Source organism: Prochlorococcus marinus XMU1419 (assembly GCF_017695955.1).
Classification (GTDB): Bacteria; Cyanobacteriota; Cyanobacteriia; order PCC-6307; family Cyanobiaceae; genus Prochlorococcus_A; species Prochlorococcus_A marinus_AD.
Map to the genome: position 1 here is coordinate 222,428 of NZ_JAAORO010000001.1, position 21,029 is coordinate 243,456.

27 protein-coding genes and 1 tRNA gene are annotated in these 21,029 nt (G+C 30.2%); 13 read left to right on the top strand and 15 right to left on the bottom strand.

Translation table 11 applies throughout. The features are described 5' to 3' along the window. Positions 1-194 precede the first annotated feature (194 nt). Positions 195-1,451: a bifunctional phosphopantothenoylcysteine decarboxylase/phosphopantothenate--cysteine ligase CoaBC gene (coaBC, locus tag HA151_RS01175; protein WP_209105743.1), complete on the bottom strand. Its 1,257-nt coding sequence runs from the start codon at positions 1,449-1,451 to the stop codon at positions 195-197. After that, positions 1,441-1,638 carry a protein IsiD gene (gene isiD, locus HA151_RS01180; RefSeq protein WP_373922062.1) on the bottom strand — a complete coding sequence of 66 codons (198 nt, stop codon included), beginning with the start codon at positions 1,636-1,638 and terminating at the stop codon, positions 1,441-1,443. The genes coaBC and isiD overlap by 11 nt, the downstream gene beginning before the upstream one ends. A gap of 233 nt (positions 1,639-1,871) precedes the next feature. On the opposite strand from isiD, the gene HA151_RS01185 reads away from it, so the two are divergent. Next, on the top strand, positions 1,872-2,072 hold the full coding sequence (locus HA151_RS01185) for a hypothetical protein (protein ID WP_209105744.1): 201 nt from the start codon (positions 1,872-1,874) through the stop codon (positions 2,070-2,072). Positions 2,073-2,084: 12 nt separating this feature from the next. After that, a complete protein-coding gene (locus HA151_RS01190; RefSeq protein ID WP_209105745.1) occupies positions 2,085-2,426 on the top strand; it encodes a DUF565 domain-containing protein in 342 nt (113 codons plus the stop codon). Between the two features lie 2 nt (positions 2,427-2,428). On the opposite strand, the gene HA151_RS01195 is transcribed toward HA151_RS01190, so the two are convergent. Together HA151_RS01195 and HA151_RS01200 are read right to left on the bottom strand one after the other, a co-directional pair. Beyond that, the gene (locus HA151_RS01195) at positions 2,429-3,448 is read right to left on the bottom strand and encodes an aspartate carbamoyltransferase catalytic subunit (protein ID WP_209105746.1); all 1,020 of its coding nucleotides are present in this window, start codon (positions 3,446-3,448) and stop codon (positions 2,429-2,431) included. A gap of 21 nt (positions 3,449-3,469) precedes the next feature. Then, a complete protein-coding gene (locus tag HA151_RS01200; protein WP_348535612.1) occupies positions 3,470-4,075 on the bottom strand; it encodes a DNA-3-methyladenine glycosylase in 606 nt (201 codons plus the stop codon). A 152-nt stretch (positions 4,076-4,227) separates the two neighbouring features. Between HA151_RS01200 and gatC the strand changes: the two genes are divergently transcribed. Next, a complete protein-coding gene (gene gatC, locus HA151_RS01205; RefSeq protein WP_209105747.1) occupies positions 4,228-4,521 on the top strand; it encodes an Asp-tRNA(Asn)/Glu-tRNA(Gln) amidotransferase subunit GatC in 294 nt (97 codons plus the stop codon). A gap of 1 nt (position 4,522) precedes the next feature. On the opposite strand, the gene HA151_RS01210 is transcribed toward gatC, so the two are convergent. After that, positions 4,523-5,470 carry a fatty acid desaturase gene (locus HA151_RS01210; protein ID WP_348535613.1) on the bottom strand — a complete coding sequence of 316 codons (948 nt, stop codon included), beginning with the start codon at positions 5,468-5,470 and terminating at the stop codon, positions 4,523-4,525. Between the two features lie 240 nt (positions 5,471-5,710). On the opposite strand from HA151_RS01210, the gene HA151_RS01215 reads away from it, so the two are divergent. From HA151_RS01215 to ileS, 3 genes are all read left to right on the top strand, one after another. Next, a tRNA-Leu gene (locus HA151_RS01215) sits at positions 5,711-5,792 on the top strand. A 72-nt stretch (positions 5,793-5,864) separates the two neighbouring features. Beyond that, a complete protein-coding gene (locus HA151_RS01220) occupies positions 5,865-6,323 on the top strand; it encodes a hypothetical protein (RefSeq protein ID WP_209105748.1) in 459 nt (152 codons plus the stop codon). Between the two features lie 120 nt (positions 6,324-6,443). Beyond that, positions 6,444-9,350 carry an isoleucine--tRNA ligase gene (gene ileS, locus HA151_RS01225; protein WP_209105749.1) on the top strand — a complete coding sequence of 969 codons (2,907 nt, stop codon included), beginning with the start codon at positions 6,444-6,446 and terminating at the stop codon, positions 9,348-9,350. A 282-nt stretch (positions 9,351-9,632) separates the two neighbouring features. Here the strand turns inward: ileS and HA151_RS01230 are convergent, their stop codons facing one another. After that, entirely contained in the window at positions 9,633-10,256 is a 624-nt protein-coding gene (locus HA151_RS01230) for a DUF3177 family protein (RefSeq protein WP_209105750.1), read from the bottom strand. Positions 10,257-10,378: 122 nt separating this feature from the next. Between HA151_RS01230 and trmB the strand changes: the two genes are divergently transcribed. After that, positions 10,379-11,008, top strand: a complete 630-nt coding sequence (gene trmB, locus HA151_RS01235) for a tRNA (guanosine(46)-N7)-methyltransferase TrmB (protein WP_209105751.1) — start codon at positions 10,379-10,381, stop codon at positions 11,006-11,008. A gap of 7 nt (positions 11,009-11,015) precedes the next feature. Here the strand turns inward: trmB and HA151_RS01240 are convergent, their stop codons facing one another. Then, entirely contained in the window at positions 11,016-12,368 is a 1,353-nt protein-coding gene (locus HA151_RS01240; RefSeq protein ID WP_209105752.1) for a phosphoglucosamine mutase, read from the bottom strand. 135 nt (positions 12,369-12,503) lie between these two features. On the opposite strand from HA151_RS01240, the gene HA151_RS01245 reads away from it, so the two are divergent. Further along, positions 12,504-13,046, top strand: a complete 543-nt coding sequence (locus HA151_RS01245) for a thioredoxin domain-containing protein (protein WP_209105753.1) — start codon at positions 12,504-12,506, stop codon at positions 13,044-13,046. A 2-nt stretch (positions 13,047-13,048) separates the two neighbouring features. Here the strand turns inward: HA151_RS01245 and thyX are convergent, their stop codons facing one another. Genes thyX through HA151_RS01260 form a run of 3 tightly spaced genes read right to left on the bottom strand, consistent with a single transcriptional unit; the run spans position 13,049 to position 14,862 of the window. After that, positions 13,049-13,681: an FAD-dependent thymidylate synthase gene (thyX, locus tag HA151_RS01250; RefSeq protein ID WP_209105754.1), complete on the bottom strand. Its 633-nt coding sequence runs from the start codon at positions 13,679-13,681 to the stop codon at positions 13,049-13,051. A 1-nt stretch (position 13,682) separates the two neighbouring features. Then, on the bottom strand, positions 13,683-14,276 hold the full coding sequence (gene dcd / locus HA151_RS01255) for a dCTP deaminase (RefSeq protein WP_209105755.1): 594 nt from the start codon (positions 14,274-14,276) through the stop codon (positions 13,683-13,685). Between the two features lie 4 nt (positions 14,277-14,280). Continuing rightward, entirely contained in the window at positions 14,281-14,862 is a 582-nt protein-coding gene (locus HA151_RS01260) for a cob(I)yrinic acid a,c-diamide adenosyltransferase (RefSeq protein WP_209105756.1), read from the bottom strand. Between the two features lie 202 nt (positions 14,863-15,064). On the opposite strand from HA151_RS01260, the gene ntcA reads away from it, so the two are divergent. The 3 genes from ntcA to HA151_RS01275 are packed head-to-tail and all read left to right on the top strand — an operon-like array spanning position 15,065 to position 17,242. Beyond that, the gene (gene ntcA / locus HA151_RS01265; RefSeq protein ID WP_209105757.1) at positions 15,065-15,799 is read left to right on the top strand and encodes a global nitrogen regulator NtcA; all 735 of its coding nucleotides are present in this window, start codon (positions 15,065-15,067) and stop codon (positions 15,797-15,799) included. Between the two features lie 39 nt (positions 15,800-15,838). Further along, positions 15,839-16,798 (top strand): DUF3084 domain-containing protein, encoded by a 960-nt coding sequence (locus HA151_RS01270; RefSeq protein WP_209105758.1) that lies wholly within the window; start codon positions 15,839-15,841, stop codon positions 16,796-16,798. A 6-nt stretch (positions 16,799-16,804) separates the two neighbouring features. Then, the gene (locus HA151_RS01275; RefSeq protein WP_209105759.1) at positions 16,805-17,242 is read left to right on the top strand and encodes a hypothetical protein; all 438 of its coding nucleotides are present in this window, start codon (positions 16,805-16,807) and stop codon (positions 17,240-17,242) included. Here the strand turns inward: HA151_RS01275 and HA151_RS01280 are convergent. The 3 genes from HA151_RS01280 to psbH all read right to left on the bottom strand — a co-directional run bounded on the left by HA151_RS01280 (position 17,223) and on the right by psbH (position 18,419). Further along, the gene (locus tag HA151_RS01280) at positions 17,223-17,480 is read right to left on the bottom strand and encodes a DUF3146 family protein (protein ID WP_209105760.1); all 258 of its coding nucleotides are present in this window, start codon (positions 17,478-17,480) and stop codon (positions 17,223-17,225) included. The two genes, HA151_RS01275 and HA151_RS01280, sit on opposite strands and share 20 nt — an antisense overlap. A 3-nt stretch (positions 17,481-17,483) precedes the next feature. Then, positions 17,484-18,086: an aminoacyl-tRNA hydrolase gene (pth, locus tag HA151_RS01285; protein WP_209105761.1), complete on the bottom strand. Its 603-nt coding sequence runs from the start codon at positions 18,084-18,086 to the stop codon at positions 17,484-17,486. A gap of 132 nt (positions 18,087-18,218) precedes the next feature. Then, a complete protein-coding gene (gene psbH / locus HA151_RS01290; protein WP_002805661.1) occupies positions 18,219-18,419 on the bottom strand; it encodes a photosystem II reaction center phosphoprotein PsbH in 201 nt (66 codons plus the stop codon). Between the two features lie 80 nt (positions 18,420-18,499). Between psbH and psbN the strand changes: the two genes are divergently transcribed. Next, positions 18,500-18,652: a photosystem II reaction center protein PsbN gene (gene psbN / locus HA151_RS01295; protein ID WP_209105762.1), complete on the top strand. Its 153-nt coding sequence runs from the start codon at positions 18,500-18,502 to the stop codon at positions 18,650-18,652. 107 nt (positions 18,653-18,759) lie between these two features. Beyond that, on the top strand, positions 18,760-18,888 hold the full coding sequence (locus HA151_RS01300; protein ID WP_002805124.1) for a photosystem II reaction center protein I: 129 nt from the start codon (positions 18,760-18,762) through the stop codon (positions 18,886-18,888). Positions 18,889-18,998: 110 nt separating this feature from the next. Here HA151_RS01300 and leuD read toward each other — a convergent pair whose 3' ends face one another. Together leuD and leuC are read right to left on the bottom strand one after the other, a co-directional pair. Next, a complete protein-coding gene (gene leuD / locus HA151_RS01305; RefSeq protein ID WP_209105763.1) occupies positions 18,999-19,610 on the bottom strand; it encodes a 3-isopropylmalate dehydratase small subunit in 612 nt (203 codons plus the stop codon). Next, the gene (gene leuC, locus HA151_RS01310) at positions 19,607-21,016 is read right to left on the bottom strand and encodes a 3-isopropylmalate dehydratase large subunit (protein WP_209105764.1); all 1,410 of its coding nucleotides are present in this window, start codon (positions 21,014-21,016) and stop codon (positions 19,607-19,609) included. The genes leuD and leuC overlap by 4 nt, the downstream gene beginning before the upstream one ends. Between the last annotated feature and the right edge of the window lie 13 nt (positions 21,017-21,029).

Genomic DNA, 21,029 nt, shown 5'->3' on the forward strand with positions numbered 1-21,029 from the left:
TTCTGTGACGATTGATTAAAGGTCATCTAAATAGTTCAGTACGGATATTACAAGGGAAAGGACCATAAAGGAAGGACTTTTAAATCCTCGAAACAACCCGTAGCTTTTTAGATTTTTAAAAACTTGAATTATTGTAAGCTATCACATTATTTTTAATGATTAAGATTACAAAAAAATACAAACAAAAAATTTTTTTAATCTTTTTGTGAAATGATTTTAGTAATCAATTTATTTGCTAAATCAATTTTTGATGTTTTTTTTATATGATGTTCTATATTTTTTTTATCGAATAGCCAACCTTCGTTTTGAGCTAAATAACCAAATCCCTGCCCTTTAAGATCTATTGGATTTGCAAATAAATAATCACAACCTTTTTGAATAATCTTTTTTTTGATTATTATTTTTGCTTCTTCAATAGATCCTGTAAAAGCGCAAAAACCAACAAAAACTTGATTATCTTTTTTTGATTCACTAATTTTTTTTAAAATATCTGGGACTAATTCAAAATTTTTAATCAAATGATCATTAATTTTATTTTTTGGAATTTTAGCTGAATGATCTGAGAACATCTTAAAATCAGATACTGCTGCATTCATAAAAAAATAATCACAATTCGAAATTTCATTATTGATTACCTTAATCAAATCATCACTAGTTTCAATTTCATATCTTTGAATTCCATCAGTAAGATCTTTATCAATTTTCAGAGGCCCATGAACATATCGTACTTGCGCCCCTCTGAATCTTGCTACTTGAGAGAGCATTAAGCCCATTGCTCCAGAACTTTTGTTAGTGATATGTCTTGCGGAGTCAACCTTTTCAGAAGTGCACCCTCCAGTTATTAAAATTTTTTTATTGAGTAAATCTTTATGATAAGTATTTTGATTTTGTGAAGTTATAAATTCAAGAGCTAATTGAATTAGATCATTTGGAGGTATCTTGCCGATACCAATAGCATCGCATGCTAAGAGACCTTCACTTGGTTGTAAAGACAAAACATTTTCATAATTTTGTAAATTTTTATAATTTTTTTGAACAGCTTTATTAAGCCACATTTGAGTATTCATTGCTGGTGCAACAATAATTGGCTTAATATTTGCCATTAAAATACTTGGAATCAATCCATCTGCATTCCCAGTTACCCATTTTGATAATGTTGTCGCAGTTAAAGGTGCAATAATTAAAATATCAGCCCAGTTGCAAAGTTCTATATGAAGAGGTTTTGATTGAATATTAGACCATTGATCTTCTTCTAAAATACAAGGGTTTCTACTTAAAATAGAAAGAGAAAGCGGTTTTATCAATTTCTCTGCATTTTTAGATAAAACGCATTTGATTTCATAATTCTCTTTCGCTAATTGGCTAACTAATAATGGAATTCTTACAGCTGCAATACTCCCTGTTATTAGTAAAAGAACCTTTGTTTTATAGTTCTTATTTTTAGTTTTCATCGAAAGGTTCCTGATCAAGGAGGTGTATATAGTCAGATGTTAATTCAGGTCTATTTATTGCAAGAGCCCTCAATAGATGCCAGTCATTTAAACCATCAAATGGGGAAGTATAGTTATCATCCTCTAGCCTTTTTGCGAGCTCAAGGGTCATTTCTTCGTTAAATGAATTTACTAGCTCTTCACTTATTTTATTTTCAGAAATAAATTCCACATTGAATAGAGTCAATATATTTTAATAATAATGCCTCATGTAATTATTTATAATTGATGGATGTATTAATTAAATATTTTCGCGTATATAAGAATTAAGAAGGTATCTTGTAATTTTTTTAATTCATTTATCTTCATTTTCAGTCATAAATATGCAAACTCTTCTTATCAAAAATAATTTTTTTAATATAGAGTTGTCTAATTTTTATCATGTCTCAAACTAAGAAAGAGCAAGTCATCAGTCACATTCGCTATTTACGGCAAGAACTAAGAGAAATGCATTTAGGTATTAAAGAAGATGGCCTGTTCCCAGAACCAGGAGAATTAAGAGGATTAATCGCTCAGCTAGAGGCATTACTTGAATTAATAGAGGGAAATACTAAAATTCATTCAAACTCTGACGCAGCTTAGTAAAAAAGCAAAATGGTTTTTAAACCTCAAAAAACAAAATTTCAATTAAAGATTGTAGAAAATATTAAGACATTAAGTTTTTGGGCTTCTAATCCGTGGCGCAGATACTCAATATCGTTAATTACAATATTAATTGGCTACTTTTTTGGAAGTTCTCTCGGTATGGTAAGCGCCGTTGTAGAACTCATGGATCCAGTAGCTGCTTTTTTAGCAGTAATTTTTATTGAAATTTTAATAGTTCTAAGAAGAAATTTTCGATTTGAAAGGAAAAAAAAATTTTTGGTACTTTTATTGGATTCTTTAAGATTAGGATTATTCTATGGCTTCTTTACTGAAAGTCTTAAATTACTATAAATTTATTTGTTGTATTTTTTTAATAGATAAAGTAATGCCATTCTTATTGGAATACCATTTGCTACTTGATTATTGATTAAGCAATTAGGATATTCATCAACTACTTCACTACTTATTTCAATGTCTCTGTTAATTGGTCCAGGATGAAGGATAGGAATTTCTCTACTATTCAAAGATAATTTTTCTGAGGTTAAGCCATAATCCGAACTGTATGAATCAATACTGCTTAGTAAATTCTCCATCATTCTCTCTTTCTGGAGTCTTAAAACAATTATTGCATCAGCAATTTTTATTGATTCTTCTAATGTTCGGGATATTGTTATGGAGCCTCGGGATTTTACAGGATCTTCTAATTGAGTTGGCACAGTTGGGTTTTTAAAAAAATTGATAAATTCATCAGGTATTAATGTCTTCGGGCCACATAATATTATGTCTGCACCAAATGCACTCAAAGCCCAAAGATTTGATCTTGCAACCCTTGAATGATTAACGTCACCAATTATTAAAATCTTTTTGGAATTTAAAACCTCTGAATTCAGAGTGTTTTTGGAAAAGAATTTTATTAATGTATATGTGTCGAGCAGTCCTTGACTCGGGTGACTATGTAATCCATCGCCGGCGTTAAGAACTGAAGTATTGGAATTTATTGAATCAAGTTTTTTAGCGATGTCAAAGGTTATATAGCTTGATGAATGTCTTATGATTAATGTATCAGCCCCCATAGCAGAATACGTTATGGCTGTATCAATTATTGTTTCGCCTTTTATCAAAGAACTAGATGATGGCGCAAATGTTTGTACATCAGCAGATAGCCTTTTTGCTGCAAGTTCAAAGCTATTTTTAGTTCTTGTACTAGGTTCAAAAAACAAAGAAGTTACCAAAGTTCCTTGTAAGGCTGGTATTTTTTTTGTCTCTGCATTTTTTAGTGCATCAAATCTATCTGCTAATTCAAATACTGACTCATAATCTTGAATTGAAAAATTTGCAAGTGTGTGGATATGTTTATGAGGCCAAATTTGCATTACGCTTAAAAAGATAAATGATTATTTAAATTTAGGTGTTCTGTCACCTTTTAATCTTTTACTTACACTTCTACTATTTTTGAGATACCAACGCCATTTTATATTTTTTGCCCTTGATATGCCAATTCTTGTGGTTTGAATAAGATCTTTTTCTTCTAGATTTGAGTCTCTTTGAGAAATCCATAAAGATTTGTTGTTAAGAACTTCATGGGCGTTAAATGATAAGTCTAATCCGAATGTCTTAGTAACTAGGCCAGGTCCAGAAGCTAATCTTTCATTCTTTTTAGGGATATAAACTGCCCTGATTAATACACCACTCGCAAAATTTTCTTTGTCAGTAACTATGTTTAAACAATGATGTATGCCATAAGATTTATAAATATAAAATGTCCCAGGTTTGCCAAATAATGAATTATTTGATTTAGTTTTTTTTCGGTAGCCATGACAGGCTTCTTCTTCCTGAGAATAAGCTTCAGTTTCAACAATCATCCCCTTAACTTGATCTTTTTTATTTTTTTGTTTTATGAGGTAACAGCCTATTAAATCAGGGGCAACAAGTTTAGAGTGCCGACAAAAAAAATTTTTTGGAAATAAGACTTCTTCTATTTTTAAATATTTATCTAACACTATATTTAGCTGATAAAGTTAATAATGGCTATTATTAATGACTGATTTTCAGAAGATGTGATTATAAATTTTATTATTATATGAATTTTAAAGAATATGTTTATATAACCTTTGAAATAAACTATTATTTAAGATATTAAACTTTAAATGTAATGACAAAAATAACTAATGAGGAAGTTAAAAAAGTTGCTCATCTAGCAAGATTAGAATTGAATGAGGATGAAATTAATAACCACGCAGAACAATTAGAAAAAATATTGGAATATATTAAACAACTTGAGAAAATTGATACAAATGATGTGCCATGCACAACAAGAGCTATAGAAGTTACAAATGTGTTTAGAAAAGATGAAAAGAAAAATTCCGATTGCTCTGAGGAGCTTTTAGCATTGGGTCCATCCAGAGAAGATAAATACTTTAAAGTCCCAAAAATCATAAGTGAATGAGTTAGCTGCTACCAATAAATGTTTTATTGACAATCCTTAGTAGAAATTTTTTTATTTTATATCCTGGATATAAATTTATAATTTTTCTTATCTTCCCCCTTTTTTTTCTATGACTTCTTACACCAATTAATAAATCATAAATGAAGTTAAAAATGTCTTCTTTACTTTCAAATATCCCAACTCTTTGAGGAGATCCTTTAACATCCAATAATGGTTTGGTTTTTTCATAAGCTGCTTTGTATTCAAACCAAGGAATTGAAGGCCAAAGATGATGAATGAGATGATAATTTTGACCCATTATCAATAAATTCATAAATTTGCTTGGATAAACACGAGAATTAATCCATTTGTTTCTTGATCGAAAAGGTCTATGAGGCAGATAATCAAAAAATATTCCCAGTGTAACCCCCACCATTAATGCTGGTCCGAACCATAAATTATAAATTAGATTCATAAAGTCAAATTTCATTCCTGCCAAGATTATTGTTATAAAGATCGATCTTTCTATTCCCCACTGTAATAATTCATATTTTCGCCAAAGTTTTCTTTGGAAGAAAAATACTTCATGATAAAAAAATCTTGGGGCAATAAGCCAAATAGGGCCAAAAGTACTGACAATATGATCAGGATCATTTTTTGGATGATTTACATGAATATGATGTTGTAGGTGTACTCTTGTAAACACTGGGAAACTAAATCCCAAGAGTATTGCAGAGCCGTGGCCCATCGCTTGATTTATCCAAGGAACAGGGTGAGCGGCCTTATGACATGCATCATGGATTACAGTACCTTCTATATGTAAAGCTAAAAAGGCAGTGGCTACAAGCAAAGGTAGGGGCCAAACACCTCTATACCATTGCCATATACTAAGAAAAGCGAGAAAATAACCACCAAAAAAAAGACCTAATGTTGGATTCCAAAAACTTGGCGGATCTACGTAATTTTTAATCTCCTTTTGCCAATTAAATGTTTTTGAAGAATTAGGAATTTTTGTTGTATTTTTACTGATTAAGTTTGAAATCGTCTCTTGTACTCTTAAATTAATATAACTGATATTTTATGTTGATTGTATGTTCTAATAAAAAAAATTTTTTAGATATTTATAATTTTAATTTTTATGTGTCAAATTAATGATCATAAGTTAAAAATATTTTTAAAATAAACCACTTTCAATTATTATTTTAAGTGAGCGGTCGTGGCGGAATTGGTAGACGCGCGAGTTTTAGGTACTCGTATCTTCGGGTGTGGGAGTTCAAGTCTCCCCGACCGCATTTAAGGGAACTCTAATACAAACTTTATTTATTAATATTAACCTTTTATGATCATTTAAAAAGATAAACATAATGACTAATTTGATAGTTTATTTGGGTTCTTTTTATATGGTAATTGGGATTATATTTTTATTTGTACCTATAATTTATCTTGAGCTTGGCAGACCAAAAGACTTAATAAAAGCTTTTTTGAATTTATTAATAGGTTTAATATTAATTATCAAAAATAAAACATTAGATGAATCTTTTTTTGTAATCGTATTTTTTTTAACAGTAATAATTATTTTGTATTTAGCAGAACTTTTTTTATCTAGATGGAATCAATTGACAGATAATGAAAAGAATAAATTAACTACCTTTTTGGAATTAAAAAATAATTTTTCAAAAATATTAGAGGCACTTAAACTTGGTTTTAAGAATTTTGCACAATCTTTAAACTTTTTTAATTTTGGTAGCAATAATGAAACAACGACCCCAAAAAAGTGGGTAAGAAATGATAAAAATGATAATAATGATAATATAAAAATTTGAAACCAAATCAATTGGTTTGTTGGAACATCTCAAAAAACTTCCGGTCAATTAAGAAATTATCTAATAAATTAGATTTATTTAAACAATTCTATTGATCACTAATATTTCTTATATCTTCGTATGAAATCTCAAAATAGCAAACAAAATAAATCAGATTTTTCTTATAAAGAAACTTTAAATTTACTTAAAACTGACTTCTCGATGCGTGCTAACTCTGTAGTAAGAGAACCTGAGATTCAGGATTTTTGGGCTAACAATAATATTGATTTCCAATTAGGTTCAAACAACACTGGCAAAACATTTACATTACATGATGGCCCTCCTTACGCAAATGGATCCCTTCACATGGGCCATGCTCTTAATAAAATTTTAAAAGACATAATAAATAAGTACAAAATCTTGAGAGGATTTAAGGTGCATTATGTTCCTGGTTGGGACTGCCATGGATTACCAATTGAATTAAAAGTACTTCAAAATTTAAAATCTGATGAAAGAAAGTCTCTTGATACTCTAAATCTAAGAAAAAAAGCAACAGATTATGCATATACACAAATAAATAATCAAATGGAGGGATTTAAGAGATGGGGTATATGGGGAGATTGGGATAACCCTTATTTAACTCTCAAGAAAAGTTATGAATCTGCTCAGATTGGAGTATTTGGGAAAATGTTTTTAAATGGTTATATTTATCGAGGTCTTAAACCTGTACATTGGAGTCCAAGTTCTAGGACCGCACTTGCAGAAGCAGAATTAGAGTATCCTGATGAACATTATTCAAAAAGCATTTATGTTTCCTTAAAAATCACAAAAGTATCTGATGAAATCCTATTGAAACTTTGCCAACAAAACCCCAATCTAAAAAATGATTTTTTCCTCAGTAATTCTTTCATAACTATTTGGACTACTACACCATGGACCATACCGGCAAACGAAGCAGTTGCAGTTAATCCAAAAATAAATTACGTTTTTGCTATTGATGAAGAGAAGAGAATATACCTATTTGCAAAAGAATTATCCTCTGAAATTAGTAACAAATTTAATAGAGATCTAAAAACTCTTTTAGAGGTTAAAGGAGATACCTTGAAAGATATTGAATATCAACATCCTACTAAAAATAAAAATTGCAGAATTGTAATTGGCGGGGATTACATCACTACTGAATCGGGTACAGGAATTGTTCATACTGCACCAGGTCATGGGGTAGATGATTTTAATGTCGGTCAAAAATATGACTTACCTACAACATGTATTGTTGATGAAAAAGGGAATTTAAATCAATATTCTGGTCAATTCCAAGGATCTAATGTACTTAGGGACGCAAATGATTTAATTATTGAATACTTAAAGATAAATAATTTGCTTATTAAACAAGAAAATTATAAGCATAGATATCCTTATGATTGGAGAACCAAAAAACCAACTATTTTTAGAGCAACAGAACAATGGTTTGCATCTGTAAATGGCTTCAGATCATCAGCATTAAAGGCAATCGAAGATGTTGAATGGATGCCAGCAACTGGAAAGAAAAGAATTTATTCTATGGTGGTTGGTAGAGGGGATTGGTGTATTTCCAGACAAAGGTCTTGGGGCGTCCCAATTCCAGTTTTTTATAAAAAAAATGGTAATGAAATTTTACTCAACAGCGAGATAATTAATCATATTCAAAAACTTTTTAGTGAACACGGAGCGGATATTTGGTGGGATTGGGATGTTAAAAATCTATTGCCAGAAAATTATCTACAAGAATCTGATCAATGGGAAAAAGGAACAGATACAATGGATGTCTGGTTCGATTCAGGATCTAGTTGGGCTGCAGTTTGTGAGCATAGAAGTGAATTAAAGTATCCTGCTGATCTTTATTTAGAAGGCTCAGATCAACATCGAGGGTGGTTCCAGTCTTCTTTACTCACATCTGTCGCTGTTAATAATAAACCTCCATATAAGAAAGTTTTAACTCATGGATTTGCACTTGATGAAAATGGCAGAAAAATGAGCAAATCATTGGGTAACGTTGTTGATCCCAATATAGTGATTAATGGAGGTAACAATAAAAAAACTGAGCCTGCCTATGGCGCTGATGTTCTAAGGCTATGGGTAAGTTCTGTAGACTATTCAGTAGATGTGCCAATTGGTTCAAATATACTCAAGCAGCTATCAGATGTTTACAGAAAAGTTCGTAATACAGCAAGATATCTTCTAGGGAATATTCATGATTATGACCCTAGTATTGATAGTTTTGACATTGATCAATTGCCGCTCTTAGATCAATGGATGTTAGGCAGATTAGTTGAGGTTACAGATCAAATATCAAGTGCATATGAAAATTATGAATTTTCAAAATTTTTTCAAATTTTACAAAGTTTTTGCGTTGTAGATCTATCAAATTTCTACTTGGATATTGCAAAGGATAGGTTATATGTCAGTTCTAAATCACAATTTAGGAGAAGATCATGTCAGTTTGTAATGTCTAAAATTGTTGAAAATTTAGCTGTTCTTATTTCTCCAGTACTTTGTCATATGGCTGAAGATATTTGGCAAAATATTCCATATTCAACTAAAGAAAATTCAGTTTTTGAAAGAGGATGGCCAATTTTTTCACAGTCATGGAAAAATGAAACTCTTAATGCGCACATTGCAAATTTACGAAATTTGAGAATTGAAATTAACAAAGCTATTGAAGGGTGTAGAAATAAACAAATAATTGGAGCAGCTTTAGAAACAGAAGTGTATTATTTACCCGAAAATGAAGTTGTGAAAGATTCTCTGACTTGGCTAAAAAAACGTGGTAATAAAGAAGTAGATTTATTTAGAGATTGGCTTATAGTTTCTAATTTTCAAGTAGTATCCGAATTGGTCGAGAAATCTCTAATTATCGATGATAATGAACTTGGTAAGATTCAAATATTAAAAGCTCTTGGTCAAAAATGTGATAGATGTTGGCATTATCAAAAAGAAACTTTTAGTGGGATTCAAAATACAAAATTATGCAAAAGATGCTCAAATATTATTAATCTTGAATTTACTTAAATCCAGATTTTATGATTCAAAAAGAAAAGTGCTTTTGATTTTCTTTTATAAAATTATTTTTGGTTTTTGTAGGATGCATTGTAAAGCTTGAAGTTATTAAGTTTGTATCGTAATTTAAAACTTTTTTCTTAATTTTTAATTGGATGAGTTTGAGAGCTTATGCGACCCTTTGAAAATAATAATTTGTGACTGTTAAGTTTGATTTTTTTATAGAATGCAACCTTATCCATAAAGGATCCTATTAGGTTTGAAGGAAATTATTTTTTAGGCTTATTTTATCAATCAGTTTCTGCTATTTTCGGAGAAGTAAGAATTTCTTCCATTTTTAGGAAATTTAATTATCGACCATTGCAGTAAACCTAAAAGATATATCAATAAGGAAAATAATCCTAAAAATTTTGCTAACGGCTGAGTAAAGTTGGCTCCGAATAAAAAATTAAATAAATTTTTGATAATAATATAAAAATTTGAGGAAGGCTGAAGCCATATTTGACATGAAGCTGAATTAATTAAATAAAAACAGCTTATGTTTTTTAGACTTTGAATTAAAAAATTTAGAGATATGAAAGTTAGCGACCATCTCCAAACTTTTGTTGTTGTAACAAGGTAATAAGAAAAATCATATTCTTTTAGTTCATCATTTATGTCACTCCAAAACCAAACCGAACTCGTCATCAATAATGTTGAAATATTTGTTATTAGTAACGCGTATTTGTACTCACCTATTAAAAGTAAAAGACTTATTAAAAATAAAAGCGATATTTTCCAATAAATAGATAAAAGCTTATTAACAACTTTATTTCGTTTTTTAATCGCCCACAAGAATAATGTAAAAGGAATACCAATAAGGAAAATTATTGAGAGTTGAAAAGATAGCCAAACTGAAAGTTGATTAAAAAAGTTCAAAACTTTTGAATTTTACACATATAATAATTAAACAATAATCTGATACTTTTTAACTTACTATTGTCATAGTTATGAATATTATGCATCTTTAAGTTATTGCTAAGCGATAAATTCAATATTTCATGAGGCAGCATGTAAATCCTTTTAGTAAAAATTTTGATGAAATCGAAAGGATCCCTAATTTAATTGAAATGTTTGATGATCCTAATTTGCCACTCCATTTGGATATTGGTTGTGCTTCAGGAGATTTTTTGTTTGATTTGGCTTTAATTAGCTCTAATTGGAATTATATCGGAATTGAAATTAGAGAGAGATTAGCTAGAAATGCTCAATCAAAATTAGGGGAAATAGGAATCAAAAATTTATATTTTGCATATGGTAATGCAAGTAAAATTTTAGTTGATTCAAATACTGAATTTATTATAAGAAATGTAAAAAGTATTTCTTTTAATTTTCCAGATCCATGGTTTAAAAAAAGACATTTCAAGAGGCGTATTATTCAGCCAGATTTTATTGATACCCTCTCAAATGCAATGCAAAAAGGATCTTTAATTTTTATTAAAACTGACGTAAAGGATTTATTTGATTATATGGATTGTACAATATCAAGCAATTTTAACTTTAAAAAACTAGATGTAAAAAATTTTAATTATCATAAATCTTTTAATCCAAATAAAGTTCAAACTAACAGGGAAAAGTATGTAATTTTAAGTGAAATTGATATTTTCGAGAGGATTTATATAAAAATTTGATTTTAAATTAATTAAGTATTTTTTTAATTTCTAAACTTAGTTTATCTATTATTTCACTTGATAAAGATTCAACTTTATTCTTATTTTTAGCCTCTACTAGAACTCTAATTACAGGCTCCGTGCCGCTAGGCCTTATAAAAACTCTACAATTATCTGAGTAGTTTTGCTTGTAATTTTCAATAGTTTGATTAATTAATCTTTTAGTTTTTTGATTGACTTTATTAATATTTGGATCGAAATGGATGTTTGTTAGTTTTTGAGGGAAAGGTTTGAAACTGGTTTTGAGCCAATTCTTTAAAGTTATATTTTTCTCTTTACAGTATTTAGAAATTTGAAGTGCAGTTAGTATCCCATCTCCAGAAAAGTTATTAATTTTTGAAAGTATGTGACCTGACTGTTCTCCTCCTAAAACTGCATTTTTTTTCTTAATTTCTTCATAAACGAATTTATCCCCAACATCAGTTCTATATAAAACGCCACCAATTTTGTTCCAGGCCTTTTCAAAACCTAAATTTGCCATTTGGGTTGATATTAGTAAATTATTTGTGAGGATTTTCTTTTCCATAAGTTCTCTACCTAAGAGAAAAAGGATATGATCTCCATTCAAAACATTGCCACTTGAATCTATCCCAATTACTCTATCGGCATCTCCATCGAAACTAAATCCCATATCTGCAGGGTTCTCTTCTAATGCTTTTTTTAATGTTTCGAGGTTAGTAGAGCCACAATTCATGTTAATTTTTAAGCCATTTCTCGAGTTATTGATAACTCTTACATCTGCGCCAAGACTCTGAAAAATTTTTTTTGCACAAGTCGTGGCCGACCCAAAACATGTGTCTAATATTATTCGCATTCCGCATAAATCTTCGCTTCCCATTGTTTGGATTAGACTTTTAATATAAACATCTAAAAGTTCTTTATTTGGTTTTAGAAAGGTTTCTTTTGTAATAAATTGTTGATCTTGATTTTGTTCTTCAACTAATTTTTGAATTTTATTTTCAAAATTTCTGGTAATTTTTTGACCATTATTATCAAAAATTTTAATCCCATTATATTCGGGTGGATTGTGGCTTGCAGATATCATTATTCCACTGCCAAGATTTTCTTTTTTTATTAAAAGAGGAATTGCTGGTGTAGGACATATTCCAAGATTTATAAATTTTTTGCCACTAGCATTTATACCTGTTGCTATTGCTTGCAGAAGAATCTCTCCACTAACCCTAGTATCTCTCCCAATTATTATTGGATTATTATTTTCTAGAGTTAAACCTAAAGCATATCCTACTTTATATGCTAGAGAATAAGTTATATCAATATTAAATCTTCCTCTTATCCCATCAGTGCCAAATATTGATTGCATAATAAACTATTAGGAATAAGGTATATTTTTGTAGTAATTTATTGTTATTTTATCAGTTAATTAAAAGCTAAAAGATAAATCTTCTCTATAAATGTTGAACTTATTTAAAATGTTTTAAGTTAAAAATTTTTCATAATGCAATCTGAGAGTAGAGAACCACTTTTAAATAAAAACTTACAGGTGATAGTTGTTTTGTTTATTTCTGTAGTAATTATTTCTTTGATTTTATTTAAAAATATCTTTTTTCAATCAACTTACCTTTTAAAAAGTTTTGGAGAATTATCTGTAGATCCTGTAGTCGCTTTCAAAAATGATAAGCCTACATTTATTGAATTTTATGCCGAGTGGTGCGAAGTTTGTAAAGAAATGGCTCCAGAAGTATCTGCATTAAAAGAGAAATACGAAAAAAATATAAATTTTGTTTTTTTAAATGTTGATAATAAAAAATGGGATAATTACATTCGTAAATTTGACGTCAATGGTATTCCTCAAATTAATCTTTTTGATAAGAAAGGTAATTTAATATCTACCTTTGTTGGAAAACAGAAAGAAGAAAAATTAAGAAAATCTATTGATAATTTAGAAGTAGAAGCGAAATCTTATGTTGAAATTGTTAATTCTGAATTTTCAGAATTCAAAAATAAAAATTATGAGATTTCCCCTCGCAGCCATGGATAATCTTACCAATCTAGTGATTTTGATACAATCGGAAAACTTTGTTTGAAAATAGATTTACAATTTTCGGCGATGCATTTATGTTCTTTTTGGGTACCATGAGCTGATCTTAAATTGATGTAATGTATCCAAGATCTGCATGAACCAGACATATATATTCTTGTTGGGGTTGCCAAAGGTAAAATAAATCTTGCACATTCTTTAGCTATACCTTCAGCAAGTAAATCTTCATATAGTTTTGATGCAGCTTTAAAATGTGAGGTAATTTTCGAATTGTATTTTTCTTTTAATTGATCAGGGAGGTCAGGGATGGAATTTTGCCTATTTTTAAAGTCTTGTCTTCTCAACTCTGGTAAAGGAATATTTCCTAGTTGAGAACTATCTGCATATCTTTGTGAGAATTCCTGGAAGGTAAATGATCTGTGTCTTAAAATTTGTGCTGCAATACCTCTATTGGTTTCTATTTGTAGGGTCATAAATGACTGTTCAAATACACTCCAATGTTCGTTTTTAATGCAATAACTTAACAATTTAGAATAATCTTCATTTTTTTGATTGCTTGGATTACTAACTCTAGCAATGTAAGCCATTGTTTTTTCTGCATCAGGAGTTAGCGAAATTAGTTCAACTTGACTCATGTTAGATCTTAGCTAGTGTTACTTTCTCAGGTTGATTTTGATATTTTCCTCTTCTATCTTCATATGTTGTGGAGCAAGGATCTCCTTCAAAAAAGAGTAGTTGGCAAATGCCTTCGTTTGCGTAAATTCTACAATCAGCACCAGAACTATTACTAAATTCTAGGGTTAGGTGGCCTTCCCATCCTGCTTCTGCAGGGGTTGTATTCACTATTATCCCTAGTCGAGCGTAAGTACTTTTCCCAATGCATATTACAGTTATATTTTCCGGTACTTTCATCTTTTCTAAAGCTACCCCTAAACCATAAGAGTGAGCAGGAAGAATAAAGAAGTCTCCATCATCATCATGATGAAGAACGGTTTTTTCTAAATTATTGGGGTTAAATTTTTTGGGATTCATAACAGTTCCAGGGATATGCCTAAAAATTAGGAATTCTTTTGATGAAAGTCTCAAATCATATCCATATGATGAACATCCGTAACTCAAAACTGGCTTTCGTTGATTATCAGGCTCGAGATGCCTCACTAAATTTGATTGGAAGGGGTTTATCATTCCTTCTTTTGCTTTTTGATTTATCCAGAGATCATTTTTAAGCATTGTTTTATGAGCGAAGTTCGGTGATTTGGTTAGCCATTAATAATAAATCTTTAGGTATGTCTGTTCCAGTTAGGATTACATCTCCTGGGATAAATCGGTTTTCAAGTGTTGAAATCAAATCATCCTTATTAATAATTCCCATCTCAATAGCTAGAAAAATTTCATCAAGTATAATTTGTTCATTTTCTCCAGAAAGTAATTCATTTTTACAAAATTTCCATAATTCATAAGTAGATTCATGAATAGATTTTTTTAAATTTTTATTACTTTCAATTTCTTCATTATTATATTGATCAAAGGAATGTGACGATCTTACCCAAGTTAAATTACCACAAAGCTTAACTGGGTTAGCAATACCTTGTTCAACTCCTCCCTTCATAAACTGTACTATAAGTACTTTCCTACCCAGAGCAGCATTTCTTAGAGAATCTCTAATTATTGAGGAATAACTTCCTCTATAAGGAGATTGATAGATTTGGATTTGCCCGTTTTGTGTGAATCTTTGTGAGTCTATTTTATTATTAGTGTCTATCTTTACAACTTCAAGATTACTTTTGGCATAATTATTAGATGAACTAATGACCATTATTGAATGTTTCTTTAATACATACAGTATAATTTGAATTTAATAACGCTGCATATAGTGTAATTTTACTTAAAAAAGCTCTGAAAAAGATGAAATTAACCAATAAAAGTTCTCATAGAAAATAATAAGAATTGAAAATTGTTACTGTTGATACAAGATGATTTAAGGTGTCTCCTTAAATTTTTTAATAGTCAAGATTCTTATGACACCTTCTTCTCGAGGATTCAGCCGCTTTACTTCCCAACATTCCGGACAAAGTAAAATTAACTCTGTTGGAGAGCGCTTCCCAATTAATAGAACTTTAATGGAAGTAATTAAAGGTCTAGATGGGGCAAGTACAGAAATGGTTGAGAGATCTAAAACAATATTTTTTCCTGGAGATCCTGCTGAGAGGGTTTATTTAATAAGAAGAGGGGCAGTCAGGTTGTCGAGAGTTTATGAGTCAGGTGAAGAAATAACTGTCGCTTTATTGAGAGAGAATAGCCTTTTTGGTGTTTTATCTCTTCTTACAGGCCATAGATCTGATCGTTTTTATCATGCCATAGCATTCACAAGAGTTGAAATGATAACAGCCCCTGCGAATTCTGTTTTAAGAGCAATAGAGGAAGATGCATCAGTAGGATTATTATTGTTGCAAGGTCTTTCTAGTAGGATCCTACAAACAGAAACAATGATTGAAACTCTTACTCATAGAGATATGTCATCTCGTTTAGTAAGTTTTTTAATGGTCCTTTGTAGGGACTTTGGAGTTGCAAGTGAAAAAGGGATTACAATTGATTTGAGGCTGTCACATCAAGCAATTGCTGAAGCTATTGGTTCTACAAGAGTAACAATTACAAGACTGTTAGGAGATTTAAAGGATTCTGGGTTACTAAATATTGATAGAAAAAAAATTACAGTTTTTGATCCGATAGCTCTTGCAAAAAGATTTAATTGATTCATCATTAATTATGATGTATCGATTATATAAAATATTGTGGCTTGGATTTTAATTGTTTTTTTAATACTACTAGGAGGATTAATTGCCCCATTTGGGGATCTTCTTGGCACTAAGATTGGTAAAGCAAGATTTAGTATCTTAAAATTAAGACCAAAGAAAACTGCGACAATCGTAACGATAATAACTGGGGGCTTTATTAGTGCTATATCTATAGGCCTATTGCTTTTAGTTAGTGAAGAATTTAGGCAAAGACTTTTTGTAGATATACCTTTCTTACAAAAAACTTTAGATGAAAGTAAAAAGGCTCTCATTCCTTTGCAAGAAGAAAGGAAGATGCTTGAAGATAAGATTAATACTAAAGAAAAGGAATTAAATAAACTAAAAAGTGATGTTAAAGAATTTAGAAGTGGAAATGTAGTGATAAAAAAAGGGCAAACTTTATTTATTGCAAAAGTTAATTCTAATAGAAATCTAAAAATTGATTTAGCGAATATTTATAATAGTGCGGATAAATATGTCCAAAAAATTGTAATCCCAAGTAATAAAAAAATCAAAAATATTCTTTTGTGGAGACCTAGTGATATTTCTGAAATTGAAAGTGTTGCTCAGAAAGGAGGAAATTGGATCATATTGATTAAATCAGCTGCAAATGTTTTGAAAGGAGATAATTTTGTTTTTGTATACCCGGAATTGCTAGCGAATAAAATGATAGTAACCAAAGGGGAAGTTATTACGAGCGAAACTTTTAGTGATAATGATCTCGAATACAAAAATATAAATTTAAAAATTAGAGCGTTGTTGACAAAAACTAGAGATGAAATCAAGTCCAAAGGATCTATTGCAAACGAAATTACTACAAGAGGAGACTTTGTAAAAAAAATAATAGATGCATTGGAGACTAATCAAAATATAAAATACAGATTAGAGGTGATATCCTTAAAAGATAGTAAAACTGCAGACCCAATAATAGTTGATTTGAACATCACCAAAAAATAATCTTGTATGGGAAAATTTATATCTATTGATCCTGGTAAATGTAAATGTGGTTTAGTTTTAGCCGAAATTAGTGAAAAAAAAGTTTATAAAGCCATCATTATTAAAAGTGAATTACTTGAGGATTATGTAAAGAATCTAAATTCCGTTGAAAATATATCAAAAATTGTCATTGGAAATGGCACAACAAGCAAAGAGATTAGAGAAAAAATGGATTTTTTTAAAAAAGAAATTATAATTTTTGAAGAAAAAAATACCACCTACAGAGCAAAAGCAAGATATTTCGAACTTTTCCCAATTAGCGGTTTGAAGTTATTAATTCCAAGGGAGGTTTTTATTCTTAATAAGAACCTTGATGCAATATCGGCCTTGATAATTTTAGAGGATTTTTGCAAAATTAAGTTTACTTTGAATAAAAATTTAGATTTTAAAACTTGGCTGAAATAGTAAACTTATATTCATTTCCTACTTCTAGGGCATAATCTTTTTTCATTAAAAATCTTAATAAGGCATCCTCAATTAATGCTCTTCCCAAAGGAGGCTGTACTAACAATGAACCTTTATTAAAAGACCAAATAAAAGTCCATTTGAATTGACTAGCTTCAACAACACCCTTTATTTGCTTTTTTGATAAGCAATATTCTTTAACACTCACACTGGCTATTGTTTCTGGTTTTGACCGCATTAGTTAAATTTGGTCTTTATCAAAGGAATTTAATTCATTAATTATATGCTCTTCTTTTTTTGTATTTAATTGTTCTAAGGATTCTATGACCCTCTTAAAGACTTTATCTAATATCAAATTTTCTTCTTGAGAAATATTACCTAACACATGAGAAATAGTATTGAAATTATTTATACCTTGAATTGATGGCGGTGATCCAATCCCAATTCTTATTCTTTTAAAATTTTGAGTTTGCAATTTTTCGATGATGTTTTTAAGTCCATTATGCCCTCCTGAACTACCTTTTTTTCTAAATCTTATTTTCCCAAGAGGAAGATCTTTATCATCAACCACTATAAAAAGCTGTTCTAAATTAATTTTGTACCAATCTATAATGGCTCGGACGGCATCACCACTATTATTCATAAAGGTATTTGGTAAGAATAATCTGTAAGTGGACCCATTGATTTTGAATTCAGAGCAGTAACTTTTAAGTTTATCCTTTAACAAAAAATTTGAATTGTATTTTTTTGAGAGATTTTCAAGAAGTAAGAATCCTAGGTTATGTCTATTTTTTGAATATTTCTTACCTGGATTTCCTAATCCTATTAAATATATATCTTCCATGATTTATATCTAAATCTCTTTAATTGAGAATTATAAACATACAATAAAACCATAACCAAGGGAAATCAAATTCCTAATAGTCTTTAGGAATTTTCTAGATTAATTAATTAGATTATATGAAATTGCAGAAATTTAGTTACCGTTCCAATCTACTGAGAAGCCTTGAAGTAATAAAGATTGGTTATAAATTTGAAGGAGAATTACTAAGAAGACCAAAAGTAATAATCCTATTACTGTCATCACAGGAACTGCTCCCCAACCAGGCACAACTTTTCCCTGACCTGAATTGCCAATTGCTTTTAAAAGACTTCCTAAGGCTGTTTTTTGACCCATGTTGAATTCACTAAAACTGATATTATTTCGTTATTGTATAAGAACTTATACATAAATTGTTTACAAACTTAGCAAAATTGATGCAAACTTTATCATCTTCCCCAGATCCTGCAGTTTCTATAGCAGTAACGATTCTGGCAATACTCTTAGCTTTAACGGGTTTTGGTCTTTGGACTGCATTTGGACCTAAGGCTGCAAAGCTTACCGATCCTTGGGATGACCATGATGATTAATTTCCATAAAGTATTTCAAAATTTTCCAAAAATACAAAAAGTAAACCTTTTACCATAATTTAAATATAAATTTAATAGGATATAAATCTGTCAGCACTTGTATTTCCATGCTTGCCCTAAAAATTTCTGTATACACCATTGTCTTTTTCTTTGTTGGAATCTTTCTTTTCGGATTTTTAGCGAGTGATCCTACTAGAACTCCTAATAGAAAAGATTTAGAAAGTCCTCAAGATTAATTTTCTACAAAATTAATTTTTAACATAATTTCCATTTTTTAAAATAAAATCATATAATTATTTTTTTTATAAATCTCAAATATTTGTTTCTAAAAGTTTTACTTAACCATTTAACTATATTTTGTATAGGGTAGATCCTGAAATTTCTTTTCCACTAAAGAAGCATTTTTAAGTAATGTAGCCGTAGCATCCCATTCTCCAGATAAAAACATTTTTTTAGAGCTATCTTTAATCTCAAGATTAAATTTCAAATCGCTTGATTTAGCTACTAAATTTTTTAGATCAATTTCTAATAATAAACTTTTGTTATCGTTATATTTTTGAATATCTTCTATTGAATTTTTAGGAAGGGTAAAACATGGAATTCCGATTGCAATACAATTACTATAAAAAATTTCAGCAAAACTTTCACCTATTATCGCTTTAATACCCCATCTCATAAGTGCCTGGGGAGCATGTTCTCTGCTGGACCCACATCCAAAGTTGCTATTAACAATTAGTATTGAGGCATTTTGGTTTTTCTCAAGATCAAAAGGATGGCTTCCTTTAAGATTTTTTCTATCGTCTTCAAAAACAGATTTGCCCAATGAATCGAAATTAACACACTTTAAGAAACGTGCAGGAATTATTCGATCAGTATCAATATCGTTTCCAATCAATGATATGCACTTGCCAGTTATTTGTGAAATTTTTCCTATTGGTGGATTAAATTCTGCTTTCATTTGTTTATAAATTCTCTCACGTCACTTACTTTGCCATTAATAGCAGCAGCAGCAACCATTGCAGGACTCATGAGTAGTGTTCTTCCGTTTGGAGATCCTTGTCTACCTTTAAAATTTCTATTACTAGAACTGGCACTAACTTGATTACCTATTAGCTTATCTGAATTCATTGCTAAACACATTGAACAGCCTGGCTCTCGCCATTGAAATCCAGAATCCTTAAAGATCTTATCGAGACCTTCTTTTTTTGCTAAAGTGGCTACTTGTTCTGAACCAGGGACTACAAATGCTTTTACTGTATTTGATACTTTTTTGTTTTTTAATACCTTAGCAGCAACTCTTAAGTCACTAATTCTTCCATTGGTGCAACTGCCAATGAAACAAACATCAACTGGAGTATCTTTAATTGATTGACCTGGCTTGAAATCCATATATTCATAAGCTTCTTTAGCGACAAATTTGTCATTTGAGGAGATTTCTTCTAAAAGGGGGATCTGTTGATTTATACCTACACTTTGACTTGGAGTAATTCCCCAAGTTATGGTTGGTTCTATCTTAGCCGCATCTATTTTAATTACATCATCATAAATAGAATTATCATCGCTTTTTAATGATTTCCACCATAAGAGCGCTTTATCCCAATTCTCCTTTTTTGGGGCGAATAATTTATTTTTGATGTAACTAAAAGTTTTTTCATCAGGATTTATGTAGCCGCATCTCGCGCCACCTTCAATAGACATATTGCATATAGTCATTCTTTCTTCCATTGATAATGCATTGATTGCAGGCCCTGCAAATTCATATGCAAAACCCATTCCTGCCTTTACTCCAAGTTTATTAATGATATGGAGAACTAAATCCTTAGCGTAAACCCCATTAGATAACTTATTCTCACACCAGATTTGCCTTACCTTTAATTTATTCATGGCAATGGTTTGAGTAGCAAGAACATCTCTTACTTGACTTGTACCTATCCCAAAAGCAATTGACCCAAAAGCTCCATGAGTTGAAGTATGTGAATCTCCACAAGCAATTGTCATCCCCGGCAGCGTTAGCCCCAATTCCGGAGCAACTACATGAACTATTCCTTGATTACCACTACCAATATTAAAAAATTTTATTTTATGTTCTAAGCAATTCTTCTCTAATGTGCTAATCATTTGTTCTGCAAGATTATCTTGAAAAGGCCTGCTTTGATTATCTGTTGGAACAATATGATCAACTGTAGCGACAGTTCTACTAGGGAATTTCACTTTTAAATTTTTGTCTTTTAAAGCACCAAATGCTTGAGGGCTTGTTACTTCATGGATAAGGTGAAGACCAATAAAAATTTGATCTGAGCCACCAGGAAGACTGGAAACTTTGTGTAAATCCCAAACTTTATCAAATAAGGTATCTTTACTCAATTTGTAAAAAAAA